This is a genomic window from Burkholderia sp. AU45388 (assembly GCF_030481585.1).
Taxonomy (GTDB): domain Bacteria; phylum Pseudomonadota; class Gammaproteobacteria; order Burkholderiales; family Burkholderiaceae; genus Burkholderia; species Burkholderia sola.
Window position 1 is genome coordinate 118,459 of the sequence record NZ_JAUJPV010000006.1, and the last position, 19,834, is coordinate 138,292.

Sequence of the window (19,834 nt, forward strand, 5' to 3'; positions counted from 1 at the left end):
CATCAATGGATCGCGAGCAAGCCCGTCGACAGGACCGAGCCGCTCGGGCACGCCCGACGGCGTCACAGTTTTGCTGGCCCGCTTCTTCGCTTCGAACCAAGACCCGTTTCACCATCGCCGTTCCCATGCGGTCAGAACCTGGAATTGACTCGCACATATGCCGACTGCGCCGACACATGGCCCGTATCGATCGTCGCATCCAGCCCGAGCGATACCGTGGTCGTCTTGGCGGCCTGCAGCGTGACGCTGACGCCCGTGGTCAGGAACGAGCGCGGCAGATCGGCCCCCGCCGCCGCGAACACGGTCCCGTCCTGGCTCTGCACCTGGACCACGCGGCGGCCGCGCAGCACCTCGTGCGCATAGCCGACGCGAAGCTGGACGTCGACCGGGCGCACGGCATCGCCGAACGCCTTGTCGAGCGATACACCCACGTACGGCTGGAGGCTCCTCGCGCTGTCGGGGCCGACGTGCAGGTTCTGGCCGTTGGCGCCGTCCTCCCCGAAACCGCTGCCGCGCACGTACGCATACCGCAGCCCGACGTGCGGCGCGAACCGGAAGCCGCCGGCCGCCATCGGCAGGCTGGCCTGCGTGGCGGCGGTGAATTCGTGGCCGAGATGGTCGCCTTCGGCGGTACCCGCGCTACCGAATGGCCGTTTCTGCGACAGGAAATCGAGACCGTAGCCGAGCGTGGCCGACAGGTTGACCGCGCCGATCGGCTGCGCGCCGTACAACATGACGCGCAGCGTGTCGATGGCGCCCGATGCGCCTGTCGTGTCTTCGGACAACGCGGTGTGCGTGTAGCCGCCGGCCGCACCGACCGTGGCGTCGCCGAGCCGTCCCTGCCCGCCCGCCAGGAACCCATACGCGTGCGTGAGGAAGCCCGGCGCGCCGCTCGTGCCGCCCACCTTGGTGCTGGACCCGCTGGCAACGGCCCACACGTTGCTGGCGCCGGCCGCGTCATCCTCCGGAGCCGCCAGACGCCCGAGCAGCGTCGAGCTGGCGCTCTGCGCCTGCAGCAAGGCCGTCGTGCCGAGCGCCGTATAGATCGACGTCCTGGTCGGCGCGATGATCGTCGGGCCGGCCGGCGTACCGGGGCCGGTCGGCTCGGCGAGCAGCAGGTCGACCGCGTTGGCGCCGTAGTCCACCGACGGTTGCAGCGCGCCGAGATTCGCGCCGGCCGTGGTGGTGACGACCTTCGCGAATTGACCCGTCACGCCGTTGGCCGCGCTCAGCACGGTGTAGCGGCGGGACGTATAGGTGCCGGGATCGAACAGAACGGCCAACGCGCCGTCGAGCGTCGCGGCACCGCCTACGCGCAGTTGCGATGCCTCCGTCGGGCTGACCTCGATCGACAGCGTGCCGCCGGCCGCCTGCGTATAGTTGCCGCCCACGGACAGCGTTCCGATCGAGCCGCCCGGCGCGACCACGCCGCTGCTGTCGACGTCGCCCGATATCGTGCCGTGGCCGCGCAACGCGCCGAGCGGATTCACCACGACATTGCCACCGAGCACCGCGCCGGCATTCGCCGCGTCGCCGACGGCCAACGTGCCGCCCGCCACCGTCGTCGTTCCGGAAAACGCGTTGCTGACACCGTTCAGCGTCAGCATGCCCGCGCCTTGTTTGACCAAGCCGCCGGTGCCGACGAGACTGCCGCTGAATGTTTGCGACGAATCGTCGGACAGCGTGAGCGCGTTGCCGCCCAGCATCACGCGGCTGCCTGCCACGCCGGACAGATGCGCGACCGTCTGGCTGCCGGCCGCGGACAGGTCGAGCGCGGCCACGGGGCCGGCCAGCGCGACCGACGTGGACGCCCCCAGCCGCCCGGCGCCCGACAACGCGAGCGTGCCCGCGTTGACCGTCGTCGCCCCTGTATAGGTGTTCACGCCGGACAGCGTTTGCGTACCGCCCGCCACGGTCAGCCCGCCGCTGCCGCCGACGGTGCCGCCAAACGTGCCGGATGCATGGGCGAGCGTCAGCGTGCGGCTGCCGAGCGCGACCGTGCCCGTGCCGGTGAGCGCGTTGATCGTGGCGCCGGAAGTGGTCGCCGAGATGTCCAGCGTGCCGTTGTTGACGACGCCGCTCGAGGCGGCAATGCTGCCGGCGCCGGTTAGCGCCAGCGTGCCGGCATTGACCGTGGTGGCGCCCGTGTAGGCATTCGCCGCCGACAGTGTTTGCGTCCCGCCGCCGACGGTCAGTGCGCCCGTCCCGTCGAGGGTCCCGCCGAACGTGCCGGCTGCATGGGCGAGCGTCAGCGTGCGGCTGCCCAGCGCAACCGTGCCCGTGCCGGTGAGCGCGTTGATCGTGGCGCCGGCGGTTGTCCCCGAGATGTCGAACGTGCCGTTGTCGATGACGCTACTGGACGCGGCGACACTGCCCGAACCGGTCAGCGCAAGCGTGCCGGCGTTGATCGATGTTGCGCCGGTAAAGCCGTTGGCCCCCGACAGCGTTTGCGTGCCGCCCGCCACGGTGAGCCCGCCGCTGCCGCCAATGCCGCCGCTGAACGTGCCGGCTGCACTGGCCAGCGTCAACGTGCGGCCGCCCAGCGCAACCGTGCCCGTCCCGGTGAGCGTCTTGATCGTCGCCCCCGCCGTCGTCCCCGAGATATCGAACGTACCGTTGTTGACGACGCCGCTGGACGCGGCGACGCTGCCCGAACCGGTCAACGCCAGCGTGCCGGCGTTGATCGACGTTGCGCCGGTAAAGCCGTTGGCCCCCGACAGCGTTTGCGCGCCGCCCGCCACGGTCAGCCCGCCCGTGCCGCCAATCACGCCGCTGAACGTGCCGGCCGCATTGGCGAGCGTCAGCGTCCGGCCGCCCAGCGCGACCGTGCCCGTCCCGGTCAGCGCGTTGATCGTGGCGCCGGCGGTCGTCCCCGAGATATCGAACGTGCCGTTGTTCACGACGCCGCTGGAAGCGGCAATGCTGCCCGCGCCGATCAGCGCGAGCGTGCCGGCATTGATGGCGGTGCTCCCCGCATAGCCGGCAGCGCCGGCTATCGCGAGCGTGCCGCTTCCCGCCTGCACGAGGTTGCCCGTCCCGCTGATGGTGCCGCCATACGACACCGTGTCGCTGCGGTTGAACGCCAACGTGCCGTTGTCGACGATGTCCCCGACGACGGAGCCCGTGGTGCCGCCACTGCCGATCTGCAGCGTGCCGGCGCTGATCGTCGTGCCGCCGGTATAGGTGTTGTCTCCCGTCAGCGTGATCGTTCGGCCACCGCGCACGGCCACGTTGCCCGCCCCGGATACCACGCCTGACACCACGAGGTCGGTCGTGGTGGAATCGAAGGTCACGCGGGAGGCGGCATCGCCGAGCGTGACCTGGTTGGACAACGAGAGCCCCGCGGAGCCCGCGGTGATGGTGGTCGTCGCCCCGGCCGTCACCTCGAGGCTACCGACGATGTTGGACCCGGTGACCAACTGCAGCGTATTGTTCGTGCCGTTGAAACGGATGGCTGCCGCACGCGTCACGCCGTCCGCGTACAAGCCGCCCGCGATCGTGCCGCCGTTGACGACGACATCGCTGCCATTGGCGATGACACCGGCGCCGGCGGCCCCGCCGTTGCCGGCGCCGCCGCCGATCATGCCGACGTTGACCAGCACGGTGAAGCCGCCAGCGAGGTTGACGCCCGCGCCGCTGGCGCCGGCCGTGCTTGCGCCGCCGCCGCCGACGCCGCCCACACCACCGACGATGGTCCCGAGATTGGTCGCCTGCGAACCGGGCCCCAAGGTCAGCAGCCCGTCGCCGCCGCCACCGCCGCCACCCGGGTTTCCGCCGCCGCCCCCGTTGCCGCCGTTTCCGCCGACGAGCGCCCCCTGGTTCGTCACCTCGCCCGCCGGTATCACCATGACCAGCCCACCGCCTCCTCCGCCGCCACCGCCGCCGTTCGACGCAGGACCCGACGTGCCGGCCCCGCCATTCCCGCCGGTGCCGCCCTGCACGGTCACGCCGTTGCCGACGGTCACGCTCGTGCCGGTCGAATACACGCCCGCGCCGCCGCCGCCGGCGCCGCCGGCAAAATTGAATCCATCGAAGGACTGACCTGCGCCGCCTTGCGCGTTCGCGTTGATCACCGCATCGCCGGCGAGCACCACCGCGGGTGCGCCGCCGGGGCCGCCCTGACCGCTGTCGTTCGTCGCGCCGGTGCCGCCTGTCCCGCCCGACGTGGCGCCGCCGGGAACCTGGACCGTGGCGGAGCCTCCGCCCAACGTGGAGGAACCCCCGCCACCGCCGTTACCGCTGCCGCCGTTGCCGCTTCGGTCCGGGATGCCGTCGCCGCCGGGGGCGCTGCAATTCGCGATGGTGCCGGCAGAGCACGTGACGGCCCAGCCCGGGACAGACGCACCGGCCAGGCCGAGCGACACGCCGATTGAAACGATCGAAGCGATGGAAGCGCGGCGGTGCGCGGGCGTGGCGCCATGACCGGCGTCGACCCCGCCGTGTGACGCCTTCGTGCGTTCGGATACCACTTGCGGAGCACGCAAGCTACGGCTCCAGACCAGCCGATAGACCCGGTTCATGTCGATCCCCTCGGTGCATAGACCCATGGGCCTGGCGCTGGTCACGAAGAGGCTGTACCGATGGCGCGACGGACCCGTCGTTGTTGTCGTTCTATGGCGCGCCGATCCGCGGATACTGATTTTTCTGGCTCATCGGTCGGGGCGCATGCGCGCGCAATATAACACCTGCCGAGAACGCCCATCCGGGGCTGTCGCGCGGCCGCCACGCTCCAGGGGCGGGAGGAAGCGTCAGCACCGCGGACTACCTCTCGTGAGCGAGCCCGGCAACGTCGCGGCCTTCGCATCACGTTCTCGTCAAACGCCGCCGCGCTCGCTGCCCACGTCGATATACCGTGGGCGCATGTCCGGACATACGCTTGAACGCGTGACTGCATGCGGCTTGCGGACGGGCGCCCCCCACACCGAGCTCACCTCGGCGGCGCTCGTTCATCACGCTCGGCCGCGAAAACTCGCCACTGCCTGCCTACCGTGCCAAAACCCGCTCCACCAGCCTCACGAAATAACTCGCGCCCACCGGCAGCAACGCATCGTTGAAGTCGTAACTGGCGTTATGCAGCAGGCAAGGCCCGCCGCCATGCCCATGCACGCGATGATCGCCCACCCCGTTCCCGAGGAACGCATAACAACCCGGCTTCTCGCGCAGCATGAACGAGAAGTCCTCCGCCGCCATGGTCGGATCGACGGCGGCGTTCACATGCGCGTCGCCCACCAGCTCGCGCATCACCGTCACCGCCACCGCCGTCTGCTCGGCGTCGTTCACGGTAGCCGGATACTGGCGCTGGAAATCCACCTCGCTCTCGCAATCGAAGGCCGCGGCCGTCGCGGCCACCACGGCACGCATGCGCGTCTCGATCAGGTCGAGCGTCGCCTCGGAGAAGGTCCGCACCGTGCCGCCGAGCCAGGCATCGGTCGGCACCACGTTCATCGCCTCGCCCGCATGCACCTGCGTGACCGACAGCACCGCGCCGTCGATCGGATTGCGGTTGCGCGTAACGATCCCCTGCAAGGCGCTCAGCACCTGCCCCGCCGCGAACACCGGATCGCGGCCCAGGTGCGGCATGGCCGCGTGGCAGCCGGCGCCGCGCAGGTTGATCCGGAACAGGCTGGTCGAGGCCATCAGCGGCCCCGGCCGCACCGCGAAATCGCCGGCCGCGATGCCGGGCCAGTTGTGCAGCCCGAACACGGCATCCACCGGAAAACGCTCGAACAGGCCGTCCTCGATCATCGCGCGCGCGCCGCCGCCCGTCTCTTCGGCCGGCTGGAAGAACAGTTGCACGGTACCGTCGAACTCGCCATGCCGCGCCAGATGGCGCGCGGCCCCCAGCAGCATCGCGGTGTGCCCGTCGTGGCCGCACGCATGCATCGCGCCGGGCACCGTCGAACGATGCGCGAAGGTGTTGGCCTCCTGCACGGGCAGCGCATCCATGTCGGCGCGCAGGCCGATCGCACGCATGCTGCCGCCGCGCTTCAAGGTGCCGACCACACCGGTGCGGCCGACGCCGCGCGTGACGGCGTAACCCCATTGCTCGAGCCGCTCGGCGACGAGTTCGGCGGTGCGGAATACGTCGTAGCCCACCTCGGGATGGGCATGGATATCGCGGCGTATCGCCGTCAGTTCGTCGGCGTGCGCGACGATGGAATCGATCAGTTTCATGCGGATGGGAGCGCTCTCGTCGGTCGTCGCGGCACGGCGGCGGACGGCCATGCCGACCGCCGCCGTGCCGCGAGGCCTCGGGTCAGATATGGAACAGCTGCGCCACCAGGGTCGCGCCGATGAAGGTGCCGGCATTGGCCACGAAGGACACCAGCACGATGCGCCAGCCGAGCCGGCGGAAGGCCGGGATGTCCTTGGCGATCGACAGCCCCGCGAACACCAGCATCGGCGTGGTCACGCCAAGGAAATCGTTGTGCGAGCTGAGCGCGGCGATCTGCGAAGCCCACGGCGACCACGGCGAGGTCAGGAACATCGCCACCACCGATACCCAGCAGACCGCCGGAATCCGACGCCCCGTCACACGCGCCAGCGCATCGCCGACGATCGTCGCGCCCACCATGATCGCCATTCCCGGCAGTCCCGCCAGCGGGGTGGTGCCGTGGGCGATCCAGTCGCACACCAGCGCCATCGCGGCCGTCACGATCCAGGCGAGCAGCTTGCCGCCATAGCCGAGCGTGGGTGCCTCGGTCCGCACGTCGCCCAGCGACGGGCTGGCCGCCCCGGGCTGCGCCGATGCCTTGGTGGTGCGGCCGATCAGCGGCTCCAGCACGCGATAGCCCCAGACCGCGAGCGGCAACGAGATGAACAGCGTGAAGTAGGTGCCGATGGTGGTGGTGATCAGGTTGCTGGCCGCGGCGAACGCGAGCACCGATTTCGCCGTCTCCGGGTCCTGCTGCGCGGCGATCGCGCCCGACGCGGCCGCCATCATGCTGCCCGAGCCGACGCCCGAGCCCATCGCCAGCGCGAGCGGATCGAAGATGCCGAGGCTGCTCACGAAACCGGCGAACACGGCGATGAACACCGCACCGAACACGGTGCCGGTCAGGTACTCGGCCAGCACGCCGCGGCCCTCGGCCGAATCCATCCCGTACTTCTCGCCGATGATCGCCAGGCTCGGTTCGCGGCCTACCGAGAAGGTCGCGCCGATCGCCTCGCGCTTGATGCCGAGGAGCAACGCGAGCGGCAGGCCGAGCAGGATGGTGCCGACGAAGTGGCCGAATTCCTGGAAGGCCAGCGCCCAGCCCGCCGATGCCAGCTTGGGCAGTGCGCTGCCCACCATCAGCCCGAGCTTGGAAACGAACAGCAGCAGCGCCGGCTGCAGGATCGCGGCCGCGAAGAACTGGTCGGGCACGCTCAGGCGCGCGCTGCTGTTCCAGCGCGCGCTGGCCAGCCCCACCGCGGCGCCGAGCAGCAGCGCCCAGATCATCGGCAGCAGCACGACCTTGCCCGGTCCGATCTTGAACGTGAACGAGCCGATCCATTCCGCCACCAGCAGGATGCCGGCCGCGTAAAGCAGGACCTTGGCGGTGGCCGCGCCGCCCAGCTCGCGGCGCTCGATACCCAGTGCGTGTTCCATGACGAGTCTCCCCTTGAAGCCCGGCTGCCGTCGCATGCGGGCCGGTGGTTACAGATAACCGAACGCGGTGGGCGGCGCTTCGGCCGTCTCGACCCACACACTCTTGGTCTGCGTGTATTCGTACAGCGCCTCGACCCCGCTCGAGCGGCCGTAGCCGCTCATGCCGTAGCCGCCGAACGGGGAGGCCACGTTGATGGTCTTGTAGCCGTTGACCCAGAAGGTGCCGGCATTCACCTGCGCGGCCACGCGATGCGCGCGCGCCACGTCGGTGGTCCAGGCCGCGCCGGCCAGGCCGAAGTCGGTGTCGTTGGCGATCGCGATCGCCTCCTCCTCGGTGTCGAACGGGATGGCGGCCACCACCGGCCCGAAGATCTCGGTGCGCGCCACCTCCATCGCATTCGACACGCCGGCCAGCACGGTGGGCGCCACGAAGTAGCCGCCGCCCTCCCCGACGCGCTCGGCCGAGCCGCTGGCGAGCGTGGCGCCTGCCGCCACGCCGCGCGCGATCATGGACATCACGTGGTCGTACTGCTTGCGATTGTTGATCGGGCCGACCTCGGTCGCCTCGTCGAGCGGCGCGCCGACACGGATCTTCTTCGCGCCGGCAGCCACCATCGCGACGAATTCGTCGTAGACGGCGCGCTGCACCAGCAGACGCGAGCCGGCCACGCAGCTCTGGCCCGCGCCGGCAAAAATCGCCGCCTGGGCGGTCAGCGCCGCGCGCTTGAGGTCGGCATCGGCGAACACGATATTGGCCGACTTGCCGCCCAGCTCCAGCACGCAGGGCAGCACGCGGCGCGCGGCGGCCTCGGCGATGCGCGCGCCGGTGGCCGGCGAGCCGACGAACACCACCTTGCTCACCACGCGATGCGCGATCGCCGCCTGCCCGGTGGTGTGACCGAAGCCGGCCAGCACGTTGACCAGGCCGCGCGGCAGCCCGGCCCGCTCGCCGAGCCGGGCAAGCGCCAGCGACGTGAAGGGCGTCAGCTCCGACGGCTTGAGCAGCACGCCGTTGCCCATCGCCACCGCGGGCGCGACCTGCCAGCCGCAAGTGAACACCGGCGCGTTCCAGGGTGTGATCTGCAGCACCACGCCGGCCGGCTCGCGGCGCGTGTAGTTGAGGTGCGACGTCGGCACCGGGATCACGCTGCCGTAGAACTTGTCGGTCCAGCCCGCGTAGTACTCGAACATCTCGGCGACCTTGGCCACCTCGCCCCGGCAGTCGCGGATCGGCTTGCCCGACCCCAGCGCCTCCAGCCGCGCGACCGCCTCGGCCTCGGCGCGGATCGCGCGCGCCACTTCCTGCATCACGCGGCCACGCGCGGCATGCGTGAGCGCCCACCATTCGCGCTGCGCGCGGCGCGCGCTTTCGGCGGCATGGTCGATCACGGCCGCGCCGGCGTCGCGATAGGCGAGCGTGGCCTCGCCCGTCGCCGCATCGTCAAGCTGGATCGTGTCGCCCTGGCCGGCGACGAGTTCGCCGTCGATATACGAGCCGATCGTGGCGACACCGGGGAAGAAATGCGCGAAGGCGGCGAGCAACTGGTCTGCGTGCTGGGTCATGTCGGGTATCCGTATAAGTAGGTCGAACGGGATCGTGGCGCGAGCTGCCCGGCCTCAGGCAGGGTCGAGGAAGTCGACGATGCGGTTGAAGTCCTCGCCGTCGGCGACGGAACCCTCGCTGGCGGCCCACACGCGCGCGGCCTCGCGCGCCACCGGCGCCACGCTGTCGAACTGGTCGAGCAGCCCCAGCGCGAGCCGCACGTCCTTGCGCATCAGCTTCATGGTGAAACCGGAATCGAACTTGCCGTTGAAGATCCACGTCGGGTAGTTGGTCAGCGTCGCGCTGTTGCGCCCGGAGCCGCCGTTGAGCGCCTCGACCAGCTTCTCCGGATCGACGCCGGCCGCGTGCGCGGTGCGCACCGCCTCGCTGGCGACCAGCAGGTGCACGCCGGTCAACAGGTTGTTGAGCAGCTTGGTGACGTGGCCGGCGCCCACCGGGCCCACATGCACGCGCTTGGCGCTGATCACCGCGAGGATCGGCTCGATGGCCGCGATATCGCTGTCCGAGCCGCCCAGCACCATGGTCATGGTGGCGGTGGCCGCGCCCTTCGGGCCGCCGCTCACCGGGCCGTCGACGAAGCCGATGCCGCGCTCGGCCAGGGCCGCCGCCACGCGCCGCGTGCTGTCCGGATCGGCCGTGGTGGTGTCGATCACGATGCTGCCCGGCTTTGCGTTCTCGAGCACGCCGCCCGCGCCCAGCACCACCGCCTCGACCACCGCCGAGGTCGGCAGCGACAGCAGCAGCACGTCGGCGTCGCGCGCGATCTCGGCCACCGAATCGCGCGCCGACAGCACCGCCTGCCCGGCCAGCGCGAGCGCCACGCCGGGCGCCGCGTCGTAACCGAGCACCGTGTAGCCGCCGCGCCGCAGCGAACCCGCCATGCCGCGCCCCATGTTGCCCAGACCGATCACGCCCACCGTTTTCATCCGACGACTCCTGATAGCTGTTGGTTCGAGGCCGGCGCATCAGCTTGCGCCCGCCTTGCATGACAACGATGTTCCGTCCGGCGACCCGTATAATCAATCAACGCCAATATTGATATTGTTCTCTTTTTTAGAACACCCGGATCATGAGCGATACCCTGACCGACAGCCGGATCGTCTATTTCTACGAGGCCGTGCGTTGCGGCACGATTCGCGCCGCGGCCGACTGGCTCGACGTGGCGCCGTCGGCCGTGAGCCGCCAGATCGGGCTGCTGGAGAAGGAGCTCGACGCCACCCTGGTGGAGCGCCACGCGCGCGGCGTGACGCCCACCGAGGCGGGACGCTGCGTGATCGAGTATTTCCGCGAGCAGCTCGCGCACCGCGACGACCTCATCTCGCGCCTGCAGGAACTGCGCGGGCTCAAGACCGGCGAGGTCAGCCTGGTGCTCGGCGAGGGCTTCGTCTCGGACCTGCTGGCCGGGCCGATGCAACAGTTCTGCCGGCAGTTCCCCGGGATCCGCGTCAACCTCGACGTGGGCAGCACCAACGACGTGATCCGCAAGATCTCGAACGACGAGGGCGAGATCGGCCTGGTCTACAACCCGCCCGCCGAGCCCAAGCTGGTGTCGCGCGCGTCGAAGCGGCAGCCGATGATGGCGATCGTCGGCCCGGACTTCCCGCGCCGCAGCCACAAGGTGCTGACGGTGCAGCAGCTCGCCACCTACCCGCTGGCGGCCACCCACCCGTCCTACGGCACGCGGCAGATGATGGAGGCCGTGGAATACGCCGAGCGCGTGCGGCTCGCCCCGAGCGTCACCACCAATTCATTCGCGATCCTCAAGGAGTTCGTGAAGTCCGGGCTCGGCATCGCGGTGATGCCGGCCTTCGCGGTAACGGCCGAACTGCAGGCCAAGGAGTTGTTCGCAATCGAGATCGCGCATCCGATCCTCGAGAACGCCGAGGCGCACATGGTCACGCGCGTGGGCCGCAAGCTGTCGGTGGCGGCCAACAAGATGCTGCAGATGATGACGGGGCAGATGCGGGCGTTTCGTTAGCGAGGGCCGGCCTGGCTCGTGCGCCTGCTGCCGCCCGCGACGCGCGTCCGGGTTGGGAGACGGTTTCATGAAGACCGCCGATTCCGCTGCGAAGTGTTCCGTTCCGGCAGATCGAGCAGCCGCCGCGTTCGCGAAATGCTTCGCGTAGGAAAGCATAACGTCAGGCACACGTCGACGAAGCAGGCGGCTGCCGGAAGTGCCTCGATCGTTGGCGTCTTCATGGCGGACATGGCCCCTTTTCCGGAACACCTCGAAACCGCGGCGCTTGCAACATCGAGGCGCGGCCACCCATTCGCAACGTGGCATTGATCGTCGCCCCGCCATCGCTGCTCGCGATGCCTGGCCGCCTCTGTCGGAAACACGGGTTCATGCCGCCGGCGGTCCGCCCGGACTTTTTTCAAGAATTCGACGCATCTGCCGTTATCCCGGTATTCCCTCAACCTTTCCTCGTCGTGGCGGGGACCCGCCTTGGCGTCGGCAATGACAGTCGATCTAGCTACCCTTTACCTCCTGGCGATCGGAACGTTGCTTGCCAGTTCCGCCATGACGTACTGGGAGCATATTTCCCATCCCAAGCGCGGCGACGAACTGCGCATGCTGGCGATTGGATATGCGGCACTCGGAAGCGGCTGCGCGCTGGCGGCATTTCGGCGCGAATTGCTGGGCGCCGCTGGCGCCGCCGTGAGCAACCTCGTGATTCTGGGTGGCTATCTCCTGGTTCTGCACGCCGTGGCAATGTTCAATGGCCGACGGTATGTCGGAAGCTCAATGGGTTTGCTTCTCTTGATGGGGCTTACATGGGCGGCCTCTACAGCGTCCTCCCAGACGGTCATATGGCTCTATGTCAGCGCCATCCCGATCGCGCTCGTCTCCGCCATGACGGCCTTCGAACTCACGCGACGCGACGGCATTCCAGCGGTTCAATCCCGACGCGTCGCAGTGGCGGTCACGGGGATCCACGCACTGTTCTATGCCGCCAGAGCATTCGCTCTGCCATGGCTGGTCTCGGCCTGTGGAGCGGGCGCACAATCGATTGCCAGCAAAATCACCATGTACGAGGGCGTCCTTTATTCCGTTATTTTGCCGATGACGTTGCTCCGCCTGACGCGGGAAGAAATTCATGGCGAACTCTTGCAGGAGTCCCGTACCGATTACTTGACTCGCCTGGGGAATCGCCGGCTGTTCTTTGAAGAGGGGGAGCGGGTGATCAACGAGCACGGGATACGTCGGCTACCGACCACTCTCCTTGCATTTGATCTCGATCAATTCAAGAGAATCAACGATCGCTTCGGGCACAAAACCGGCGACGACGTATTGAAGTCATTCGCGGATACGGTCCGATCCGTTGTCGACACCGAGACGAGCGTGGTTCTCGCGCGCATCGGCGGCGAAGAATTCGCTGCGCTGCTGCCAGGTTACGACGCCCACCGCGCAAGCGCGGTGGCCGAGACCGTCGCAAACCGGTTTGCGGCGATATCGCATGGCGCTGACGGCAATCGCATCCGCGCGACCGTCAGCATCGGCCTGGCCGAATCGGATCATGAGACGGCCTCGCTTACCCACTTGCTCTCGGTTGCCGACCAGGCACTGTATCGAGCAAAATCGCTCGGCGGCAATCGGCTCGTCCACGCAACGGGCGAGCACACCGGACATGCGGCGGTATTTTGAAAGAATGGAGCGGTTGCCGCGTATCCATTGGATCGACCGAACTCACGGCGAAGCGAAGAACCGCACCAACGCCTCCGACACGGCTTCGGGCTGCTCCTCCGGCTGAAAGTGTCCGCAATTCGCGACGATCTCGCCCGTGACGTTGTTTGCAAACGGGCGAAGCGCGGCTGCCATGTCCGGGATCGATCCCTGATCCGCGCTGAGGCCGAGCAACGGCATCGTCAGCTTCCGCTCGTGCGACAGCGCCCGGTTCTGCTCGACCGAAAGCGCCGCGGCGCGATAGAACGCGAGGCCTGCACGCATGCCCCCAGGCGCGCGGTAGATCCTCAAATACTCGGCTATCTCGTCCTCGCCATAGCACGCCGGGTTGGCCGTCTTGCTCCAGAAAAACCATTCCAGATAGGCCCGTTCACGACCTTCGAGAAGAATCTCGGGAAGGTCCGGAACGGCATGAAAGGAAAAGTGCCAGGTCTTCCACGACCGGTCGGACGAAGACGGCAGCATGTCCGGCAAGGTAATGCCTGGAATGCCCGCATCCAGCAATGCCAGTGCGTCAACCTCCTCGCCGAACAGATGCGCATACGGAAATGCCACCCACGCGCCGACGTCGTGGGCGGCGAGACTGTATCGTTTGAGTCCGAGATGGCTTACGAGGTCGTGCACGCGCTGCGCGACCGTTTGCGTGTCGTAACCATCCATCGGCCGATCGCTATCGCCCTGGCCTGGCAGATCGATGGCGACGACGCGAAAGCGGCTAGCCAGTAACGGCATCACTTTGCGCCACGCATACCAGCTCTCGGGAAAGCCCGCGAGCAGGACGATGGTGCGTGCGGCACCCGCACCGCCATCGACATAGTGAAAACGCAAGCCTTTCGCCGTCGCGAAACGATGTTCAAAGCCGGCGGGCGCCGCCGGCATCTCGCCATGTATCATCAAGGATTCCTCTTCGAAAAAAGCACGGCACCCGCAATCAGCAGAAAGACCGCGATGACTCGCCGTGCGGTGAGGGGATGGGAGGCCGATCCGAACAACCCATACTGATCGATCACGACGGAAAATAGCGCCTGCCCGGTGATGACCATCGAAATCATGGTCGCAGCGCCGAGTCGCGGCGCGGCGGCGGTCATTGCTGTCAGTGCGAGCGCGCCGCACAGGCCGCCGCTCCATGACCAGACCGGCAGATCGACGCCGCCCTCGCCGCGCGGCAAACCGCCAGTGGTCGCCAAACCGATCACGACCAGCGCGACCGTTGTGACTGCGCCGGATGCGGCGGCTGCCCAAAGAGGCGATCCCAACGGGCGCGCAAGTCGCCCATTGATCACCGCCTGCAATGGCAACATGGTCCCGCCGATGAGAGCCCAAAAAATGGAGCCGTTCATGGTTATTCCAGGACTTTGAGTGCAAGCGCAACGAACGCGTCCGTATCTTCACTGAACGATTCGGCTTTCCCGAGCACGCGCATTCCCTGCAGCAGCGCAAGCAACAGATCGGCCACCGTCGCCGGGGCAGCCGTGGTCGTGATCGAGCCGTCGTCTTGCCCCTGGCCGACCAGTCCGATCAGCAGATCGCGACGCCGCGCAAGCTGGTCACGCATCACAACGCCCACGCGGGAAAACTGGGGTAACTCTGTAATCCCTGCCACCAACAGACAGCCGAGTTTGCCCTCTTTGCCCTGACTAAGCCGGGCATAAAGGCCAAGCAATGCCGCGATAGCGGCGCGCCCGCTCTCCGCATCAGCCAGTATGGCGGCCACCTCCGCCTCGCGTCGGGCGATATAACACTCGAGTGCTTTGGCGAAGATGCCTTCTTTATCGGAATAGGCCTTGTAGAGGCTACCGGTAGTTAAACCGGTCGCCCTGGACAGATCGCTGATCCCGGCGGCCGAATACCCCGACGCGCTAAAGAAGGCAATGGCGCGACTGAGAACCCGCTGCTCGTCGAAGGTTCTGGGTCGGCCCCGGGAGCGGCCTGCGACTGGCTGAACCATTTTGATCACTCCATTTAGGAAGTGATCATTCTATAAATGATCCACTTTTTCGTCAAGCGACCAGAATCGGGGCGACGTCCGCACGCGCGCGAACCGGCCGCGGCCTCGGAGGCCGGCCGGGCAACGGGCGACGTTGCACAGCGTCCAACTTGCGCGCGTGAGGAGTGGTCACGGTACGGCACAGGCCGGGAACCGCGAACGGTATGCCGTTCATGACGCTCGAGGACGAGACGGGACAGGTCGGCGCTAGCTGCGCGACGGCGCGACGGTCGAGTCGCGCCTGCGCTCAATCGCGTTTTAGCGTTGACCTCAGAAACTGTCCCGCCACGAAGATGTCGCGCTCCACCGCGCGTCGCGCCGCGGCGGCATCCCGCCTGTCCAGCGCATCCATCAGGTCTTCGTGGGCGTCGTTCAACACGGCGGAGGCTTCGGCCGTGTCGAAGAGACGGTTCGAGATTGGGCCGGCCTTCAGCCACAGCGTATCGATCAGCTCGAACAGCAACGGCGAGCCGGCCGCCTTGTAGAGCAGGACATGGAAGTCTTCGTTGGCGGCCAGGTAATCGGTGGCTTGGTCGGCCTTCAAGGAAACGGCGGGCTGCCGCAGCGTTTGCTTGTCTCCCGCGGGCGCTCGGGCGCGAGCCGGCCGATTCGCGGGGTTCTTCAACGCCTTCGCCATGCGCTGGCAAAGCTTGCGCAGCGTGGCGAGTTCGGCCGGCTCCAGTCTCAGGCAACCGCGCTCGGCGGCCTCGCCCTCGAGCAGCATGCGCATTTGCAGCAGATCGTCGAATTCGGGCATCGTCAGCCTGGGGACGATCATTCCGGCGTTGGGCACGTTCACCAGCGCGCCTTCGGCGGCCAGACGCTGTAGCGCGGCGCGCACCGGCATCTGCCCCACCCCCATCTCGGCTGCCACGTTGCGGATCTTCAAGCGCTCGCCGGGAAGGAAGCGGCCTACGGTGACCCATTGCCGCAACGTGGCGTAGATCGTGTCCTGCTGCGTGGTGGTGGGTTCGATGTCGTTACTCATGAATCGGTAGCGGCGGTGAGCGAAGCCAGCACGGTATCGAATGCGGTGAGCAGGCGCTGCACGTGCATCGGAGTCGTGTCAGGGCAAACGAGCATCATATTGTGAAAAGGCGTGATCAGCACGCCGCGGTTCAGCAAGGCCAGATGCAGCGCGTGCTCCAGTTCGGCATCCATGACCGCCTCGGCCTCGCTGCCGTTGCGCGGCGGCTGCGGGCAGAACTGGAACTCCACCCGGGCGCCCACCTGGGTGACGCACCACGGCAGGCCGTGGCGGGCCAAGATCGTGCGCAGCCCGGCGGCCAGTTGCTCGGCCAGCGCGTGCATGGGGGCGAAGACCTGGGGCGTCATCAGGTGAGTGAGCGTGGCGCGCATCGCCGCCATGGCCAGCAGGTTGGCGGTAAGCGTGGTGCCGATGCCCGAGTGGCCCGGCGGTGCCGTGCGCTTGGCGGCCTCGGCGCGCTCGGCCAGCACGGCGCTGAAACCATAGGCCGCGCATGGCATGCCGCCGCCCAGTGCCTTGCCCACCACCACGGCATCGGGCTGCAGGCCGTGAGCGCGCGCATAGCCGCCGGGGCCGCTGCTGAGCGTGTGCGTCTCGTCCAGTATCAGCAGGCTGCCGTGGCGGCGGATGATGTCTTGCGCCCGCGCCCAGTAGCCCGGTTCGGGCAGCACCATGCCGATGTTGGTCATCACCGGCTCGGCCAGAACGCAGGCCACGTCGCCCGGGGCCAGCGCGGCTTCCAGTGCGGCCAGGTCGTTGAATTCCACCACGCGCGTGGTGGCGGTGAGATCGTGTACCTGGCCCAGCAGGCTGGCACGTTGCGTGGGTTGGCCGTCCACCAGGTCGACGAAGACGTCATCGACCGTGCCGTGATAGCAGCCGTTGAACACCAGCAAGGTACGCCGCCCGGTGGCGGCACGCACCCAGCGCAGCAAGAAACGGTTGGCATCGCTGGCCGTCATGGCGAACTGCCATTTCGGCAGGCCGAAACGCCGAGCCAGCAACTCACCCACGACGGATGCGTCCTCGTTGGGGAGCATGGTGGTCAGGCCGTGCCGTGCCTGGGTCGCCAGTGCCTCGGTCACGACGGCGGGCGAATGGCCGAACATGGCGCCGGTGTCGCCCAGGCAGAAGTCGGCCAGCGTGTGGCCGTCCACGTCGGTGAGTTGCGCGCCCTGGGCCTGCGCCACGTGCAGCGCGAAAGGCGTGGACCAGTCGTTCATCCAGTGCAGCGGCACGCCGAACATCAGCTGCGGCGCGGCGCGTGTGGACATCGCTTGCGACTTCGGGTTGCGTTGCGCGTATTCGGCGCGTTCACGCGCGAGCAAGGCCTGTACGCGTTCGCGCCCGATGCCGGTATGTGGAAGGGTGTGGTTCATTACGGACTCCTCAAACCAGCAGTAACAGGTGCTCTCGTTCCCACGAACTGATCACACGGTTGTAGGTGGAAAATTCCAGTTCCTTCACCGCGCAGAAGGCATCGACGAAAGTTTCGCCCAGTACCTCCTTCATGGCATCGCAGGCGCGCATGGCCTCGATCGCGTTTTCGAGATGGCGCGGCAGTTCGTGGGCGACGTTCCACGCGCTGCCGTCGGTGGGCTCGCTGGGGGGCAGCCGGTCGCGCATGCCGATGTAGCCGCAGGCCAGCGTGGCGGCCATGGCCAGATAGGGATTGGCGTCGACGCCGGGCACGCGGTTTTCGACCCGGCGGGCCCCGGGGCCGGACTTGGGGACGCGGATACCGCAGGTGCGGTTGTCCTGCCCCCAGCGCACGTTGATGGGCGCCGACATGTACGGCGCCAGCCGCCGGTATGAATTGACGTAGGGCGCCAGCATGGGCATCACCTGCGGGATATAGGTTTGCAGTCCGCCGATGAAGTGGTGAAAGTGTTCGCTGGCCGTGCCGTCGGTATTACTGAAGATATTGCGGCCTTCGCCGTCGTTGATGCTCTGATGAATGTGCATGGCGCTGCCGGGTTCACCCTCCATGGGTTTGGCCATGAACGTGGCAAAGACGCCGTGGCGCAGCGCCGTCTCGCGCACCGTGCGCTTGAACAGGAAAACGCGGTCGGCCAGGTCGAGCGGGTCGCCGTGGCTGAAGTTGATCTCCATCTGCCCCGGGCCAGCCTCGTGGATCAGCGTTTCCACGCCCAGCTGGTGCTGGTCGCAGAAGGCGGAGAGTTCCATGAAGAACGGATCGAAGTCGTTCACCGCGTCGATGGAGTAGCTCTGCCGCCCCACCTCGGGCTTTCCGGTGCGCCCCAGCGGCGGCTGCAGCGGCTCGTGCGGGTTCTGATTGCGTGCCACCAGATAGAACTCCATCTCGGGCGCCACGATGGGCTGCCAACCGCGTGCTTCGTACAGCGCCAGCACGCGGCGGAGCACCGCGCGGGGCGAGAGTTGCACCGGCTGGCCGTCCCATTCCAGGCAGTCGTGGATGACCACGGCCACCGGTTCAGCCGCCCACGGCACGATGCGCACGGTGGCGGCGTCGGGCTTGCAGACCATGTCTGGGTCGGTATCGCCCACGAAGGGGCTGTTGTCCGGCTGTTGCCCGTTCACGGTGTTGAGCAGCACGCTCTTGGGAATGCGCATCTCTCCCGACGCCATGAACAGATCGCGCGGAAGGATCTTGCCGCGCGCGATGCCCGTCATGTCGGGGATGACACACTCCACCTCGCGGATGCGGTGCCGGGTCAGGAACTCGCTCAAAGCGTCATTCATGGCATGTCACTCACGATGTGATCACAAAAATAGGGTTTTACGTATGCTACCGCAAAAATATTTTGCTTTGTGATCACAAATATAACCAGGTGGACGATGGGCCATTCGCGACAGCGCCAACACTGCCGGTCGCAGGTCCATGAGCATCCCCATGCCATCGAATGGCTTCGACCCGAACGGGCAGCACGCTGCCGTGACGGCATCGAGAATGGCCGAGCGTGTGCGGTGGTGAGACGAGTCGGGATGGGCTGGCTTTCGATCGATGAGCTTGAACGACATCCTCTACGTCTCGGCCGCCATTTCCGTGCCGATCATTCCGTCGATCTGGATTACGCGACCGCCAAAGGGCGGCGATGGCAACGCGTCCGGGGCGCATCGAGGTGCAGCTTGCCGCCGGCGCCGTGAAGGAGAGCGGCCAAAATCCGGGGCCGGTTATGCCACGATTCCAACACGCTTCCGGTATTCAAGTGGGCTGAGGGAGCCGGGCGAGACCTTGATCCGGATTGCCTCGTACCAGCGGATATACGAGTGGAGAGCTTCGATGATCAGGCGACCCAGATATTCTCGATGGATTTCAACGCACCTATCACGATAGAACGATTGAGCGCCGCAGCAAGCGTGCCGTCTCGTTCCGCATACGCTTCGCACAGCCGCAGGTGATCTGCGCACGAGCGTTGCATCCGACCTGGCAACGACGTGCTCAGATGCCGCATCCGATTGGTCCGCATACGCATGGAGTCGAGCACTTCCTTGAAGATTGCATTGCGGCTCACACGCAACTCCTCGTCACGAAACGCGACGTTGGCCCAGAAGTAAGCGTCGACATCGCCTTGGCTGGCGGCCTGAGCCAGCGCCCCATAGGCTCTCCAGAGCGACGCGATGTCGTCTTCCGTCGCATGCTCGACGATCGCCAGCGACATCTCTGCATAGAGCAGCGCGCGCAGATGGTAAACCTCGCGAACGTCCTTCAGGCTCATCGCCGCCACGCGCGGGCGCCGCCGTGGCGACCAGTCGACCATGCGCTCGCGATGCAGCACAAACAATGCTTCGCGCACCGGCGTCCGGCTGACACCGAAACGTCGGGCAAGCTCGACCGAATTCAGGTCGTCGCCCGGCTGCAACCGGCCTTCGATGATGCTTCGCGCCACCCAGTCGACGATTTCCGCCACCCGCGAACTCTCGCCGCCGGCCTCCGCGGGGTCTTCGGTGTCCGCCAGCACGACGTCGCTTTCATTCATTCCGCTTCCTTCCCTCATCCGACAAGGCGCCTTTTGCACCGGTGCGCTGATTCTACC

At 67.4% G+C, this 19,834-nt stretch carries 15 protein-coding genes and 1 pseudogene; 2 read left to right on the top strand and 14 right to left on the bottom strand.

Annotated elements, in window-relative coordinates:
* Nucleotides 1-131: 131 nt before the first annotated feature.
* The 5 genes from QZM72_RS13760 to QZM72_RS13780 all read right to left on the bottom strand — a co-directional run bounded on the left by QZM72_RS13760 (nt 132) and on the right by QZM72_RS13780 (nt 10,081).
* Nucleotides 132-4,520, bottom strand: a complete 4,389-nt coding sequence (locus QZM72_RS13760) for an autotransporter domain-containing protein (RefSeq protein WP_301738385.1) — start codon at nt 4,518-4,520, stop codon at nt 132-134.
* Between the two features lie 463 nt (nt 4,521-4,983).
* The gene (locus QZM72_RS13765) at nt 4,984-6,174 is read right to left on the bottom strand and encodes a M20 aminoacylase family protein (protein ID WP_089470597.1); all 1,191 of its coding nucleotides are present in this window, start codon (nt 6,172-6,174) and stop codon (nt 4,984-4,986) included.
* 82 nt (nt 6,175-6,256) lie between these two features.
* Nucleotides 6,257-7,591: a DUF3100 domain-containing protein gene (locus QZM72_RS13770; protein WP_089470042.1), complete on the bottom strand. Its 1,335-nt coding sequence runs from the start codon at nt 7,589-7,591 to the stop codon at nt 6,257-6,259.
* A 48-nt stretch (nt 7,592-7,639) separates the two neighbouring features.
* Nucleotides 7,640-9,154, bottom strand: a complete 1,515-nt coding sequence (locus QZM72_RS13775) for an aldehyde dehydrogenase (protein WP_089470043.1) — start codon at nt 9,152-9,154, stop codon at nt 7,640-7,642.
* Between the two features lie 54 nt (nt 9,155-9,208).
* A complete protein-coding gene (locus tag QZM72_RS13780; RefSeq protein ID WP_089470044.1) occupies nt 9,209-10,081 on the bottom strand; it encodes an NAD(P)-dependent oxidoreductase in 873 nt (290 codons plus the stop codon).
* A 143-nt stretch (nt 10,082-10,224) separates the two neighbouring features.
* Here QZM72_RS13780 and QZM72_RS13785 point away from each other — a divergent pair, with 143 nt between their 5' ends.
* Together QZM72_RS13785 and QZM72_RS13790 are read left to right on the top strand one after the other, a co-directional pair.
* Nucleotides 10,225-11,133, top strand: coding sequence for a LysR family transcriptional regulator (locus tag QZM72_RS13785; protein WP_089470045.1), 909 nt, complete (start codon nt 10,225-10,227; stop codon nt 11,131-11,133).
* 480 nt (nt 11,134-11,613) lie between these two features.
* Nucleotides 11,614-12,801 carry a diguanylate cyclase gene (locus QZM72_RS13790; RefSeq protein WP_301738386.1) on the top strand — a complete coding sequence of 396 codons (1,188 nt, stop codon included), beginning with the start codon at nt 11,614-11,616 and terminating at the stop codon, nt 12,799-12,801.
* A gap of 42 nt (nt 12,802-12,843) precedes the next feature.
* Here QZM72_RS13790 and QZM72_RS13795 read toward each other — a convergent pair whose 3' ends face one another.
* The 9 genes and pseudogenes from QZM72_RS13795 to QZM72_RS13835 all read right to left on the bottom strand — a co-directional run bounded on the left by QZM72_RS13795 (nt 12,844) and on the right by QZM72_RS13835 (nt 19,777).
* Complete coding sequence (locus QZM72_RS13795; protein ID WP_089470047.1) at nt 12,844-13,734, bottom strand: alpha/beta fold hydrolase; 891 nt, start codon at nt 13,732-13,734, stop codon at nt 12,844-12,846.
* On the bottom strand, nt 13,734-14,180 hold the full coding sequence (locus QZM72_RS13800) for a DMT family transporter (protein ID WP_089470048.1): 447 nt from the start codon (nt 14,178-14,180) through the stop codon (nt 13,734-13,736). The genes QZM72_RS13795 and QZM72_RS13800 overlap by 1 nt, the downstream gene beginning before the upstream one ends.
* A 2-nt stretch (nt 14,181-14,182) precedes the next feature.
* Nucleotides 14,183-14,788 carry a TetR/AcrR family transcriptional regulator gene (locus QZM72_RS13805; protein ID WP_089470049.1) on the bottom strand — a complete coding sequence of 202 codons (606 nt, stop codon included), beginning with the start codon at nt 14,786-14,788 and terminating at the stop codon, nt 14,183-14,185.
* 286 nt (nt 14,789-15,074) lie between these two features.
* Complete coding sequence (locus tag QZM72_RS13810) at nt 15,075-15,815, bottom strand: GntR family transcriptional regulator (RefSeq protein ID WP_089470050.1); 741 nt, start codon at nt 15,813-15,815, stop codon at nt 15,075-15,077.
* Nucleotides 15,812-17,194, bottom strand: coding sequence for an aspartate aminotransferase family protein (locus QZM72_RS13815; protein WP_089470051.1), 1,383 nt, complete (start codon nt 17,192-17,194; stop codon nt 15,812-15,814). Before QZM72_RS13815 ends, QZM72_RS13810 begins: the two co-directional genes overlap by 4 nt.
* A 10-nt stretch (nt 17,195-17,204) precedes the next feature.
* On the bottom strand, nt 17,205-18,539 hold the full coding sequence (locus QZM72_RS13820) for a glutamine synthetase family protein (RefSeq protein ID WP_089470052.1): 1,335 nt from the start codon (nt 18,537-18,539) through the stop codon (nt 17,205-17,207).
* 21 nt (nt 18,540-18,560) lie between these two features.
* Nucleotides 18,561-18,818, bottom strand: coding sequence for a hypothetical protein (locus tag QZM72_RS13825; RefSeq protein ID WP_301738387.1), 258 nt, complete (start codon nt 18,816-18,818; stop codon nt 18,561-18,563).
* A 153-nt stretch (nt 18,819-18,971) separates the two neighbouring features.
* Nucleotides 18,972-19,082, bottom strand: a pseudogene (locus QZM72_RS13830) (IS3 family transposase); the annotation flags it as partial.
* A 2-nt stretch (nt 19,083-19,084) separates the two neighbouring features.
* Nucleotides 19,085-19,777: a GntR family transcriptional regulator gene (locus QZM72_RS13835; RefSeq protein WP_089470054.1), complete on the bottom strand. Its 693-nt coding sequence runs from the start codon at nt 19,775-19,777 to the stop codon at nt 19,085-19,087.
* Between the last annotated feature and the right edge of the window lie 57 nt (nt 19,778-19,834).

Excerpts from the sequence above, each read along its gene's own strand:
- QZM72_RS13795 (WP_089470047.1), bottom strand. The coding sequence starts at position 13,734 with ATGATACATGGCGAGATGCCGGCGGCGCCCGCCGGCTTTGAACATCGT.
- QZM72_RS13810 (WP_089470050.1), bottom strand. The coding sequence starts at position 15,815 with ATGAGTAACGACATCGAACCCACCACCACGCAGCAGGACACGATCTAC.
- QZM72_RS13800 (WP_089470048.1), bottom strand. The coding sequence starts at position 14,180 with ATGAACGGCTCCATTTTTTGGGCTCTCATCGGCGGGACCATGTTGCCA.
- QZM72_RS13825 (WP_301738387.1), bottom strand. The coding sequence starts at position 18,818 with ATGTCGTTCAAGCTCATCGATCGAAAGCCAGCCCATCCCGACTCGTCT.
- QZM72_RS13820 (WP_089470052.1), bottom strand. The coding sequence starts at position 18,539 with ATGAATGACGCTTTGAGCGAGTTCCTGACCCGGCACCGCATCCGCGAG.
- QZM72_RS13815 (WP_089470051.1), bottom strand. The coding sequence starts at position 17,194 with ATGAACCACACCCTTCCACATACCGGCATCGGGCGCGAACGCGTACAG.
- QZM72_RS13765 (WP_089470597.1), bottom strand. The coding sequence starts at position 6,174 with ATGAAACTGATCGATTCCATCGTCGCGCACGCCGACGAACTGACGGCG.
- QZM72_RS13770 (WP_089470042.1), bottom strand. The coding sequence starts at position 7,591 with ATGGAACACGCACTGGGTATCGAGCGCCGCGAGCTGGGCGGCGCGGCC.
- QZM72_RS13760 (WP_301738385.1), bottom strand. The coding sequence starts at position 4,520 with ATGAACCGGGTCTATCGGCTGGTCTGGAGCCGTAGCTTGCGTGCTCCG.
- QZM72_RS13775 (WP_089470043.1), bottom strand. The coding sequence starts at position 9,154 with ATGACCCAGCACGCAGACCAGTTGCTCGCCGCCTTCGCGCATTTCTTC.
- QZM72_RS13780 (WP_089470044.1), bottom strand. The coding sequence starts at position 10,081 with ATGAAAACGGTGGGCGTGATCGGTCTGGGCAACATGGGGCGCGGCATG.
- QZM72_RS13785 (WP_089470045.1), top strand. The coding sequence starts at position 10,225 with ATGAGCGATACCCTGACCGACAGCCGGATCGTCTATTTCTACGAGGCC.
- QZM72_RS13790 (WP_301738386.1), top strand. The coding sequence starts at position 11,614 with ATGACAGTCGATCTAGCTACCCTTTACCTCCTGGCGATCGGAACGTTG.
- QZM72_RS13835 (WP_089470054.1), bottom strand. The coding sequence starts at position 19,777 with ATGAATGAAAGCGACGTCGTGCTGGCGGACACCGAAGACCCCGCGGAG.
- QZM72_RS13805 (WP_089470049.1), bottom strand. The coding sequence starts at position 14,788 with ATGGTTCAGCCAGTCGCAGGCCGCTCCCGGGGCCGACCCAGAACCTTC.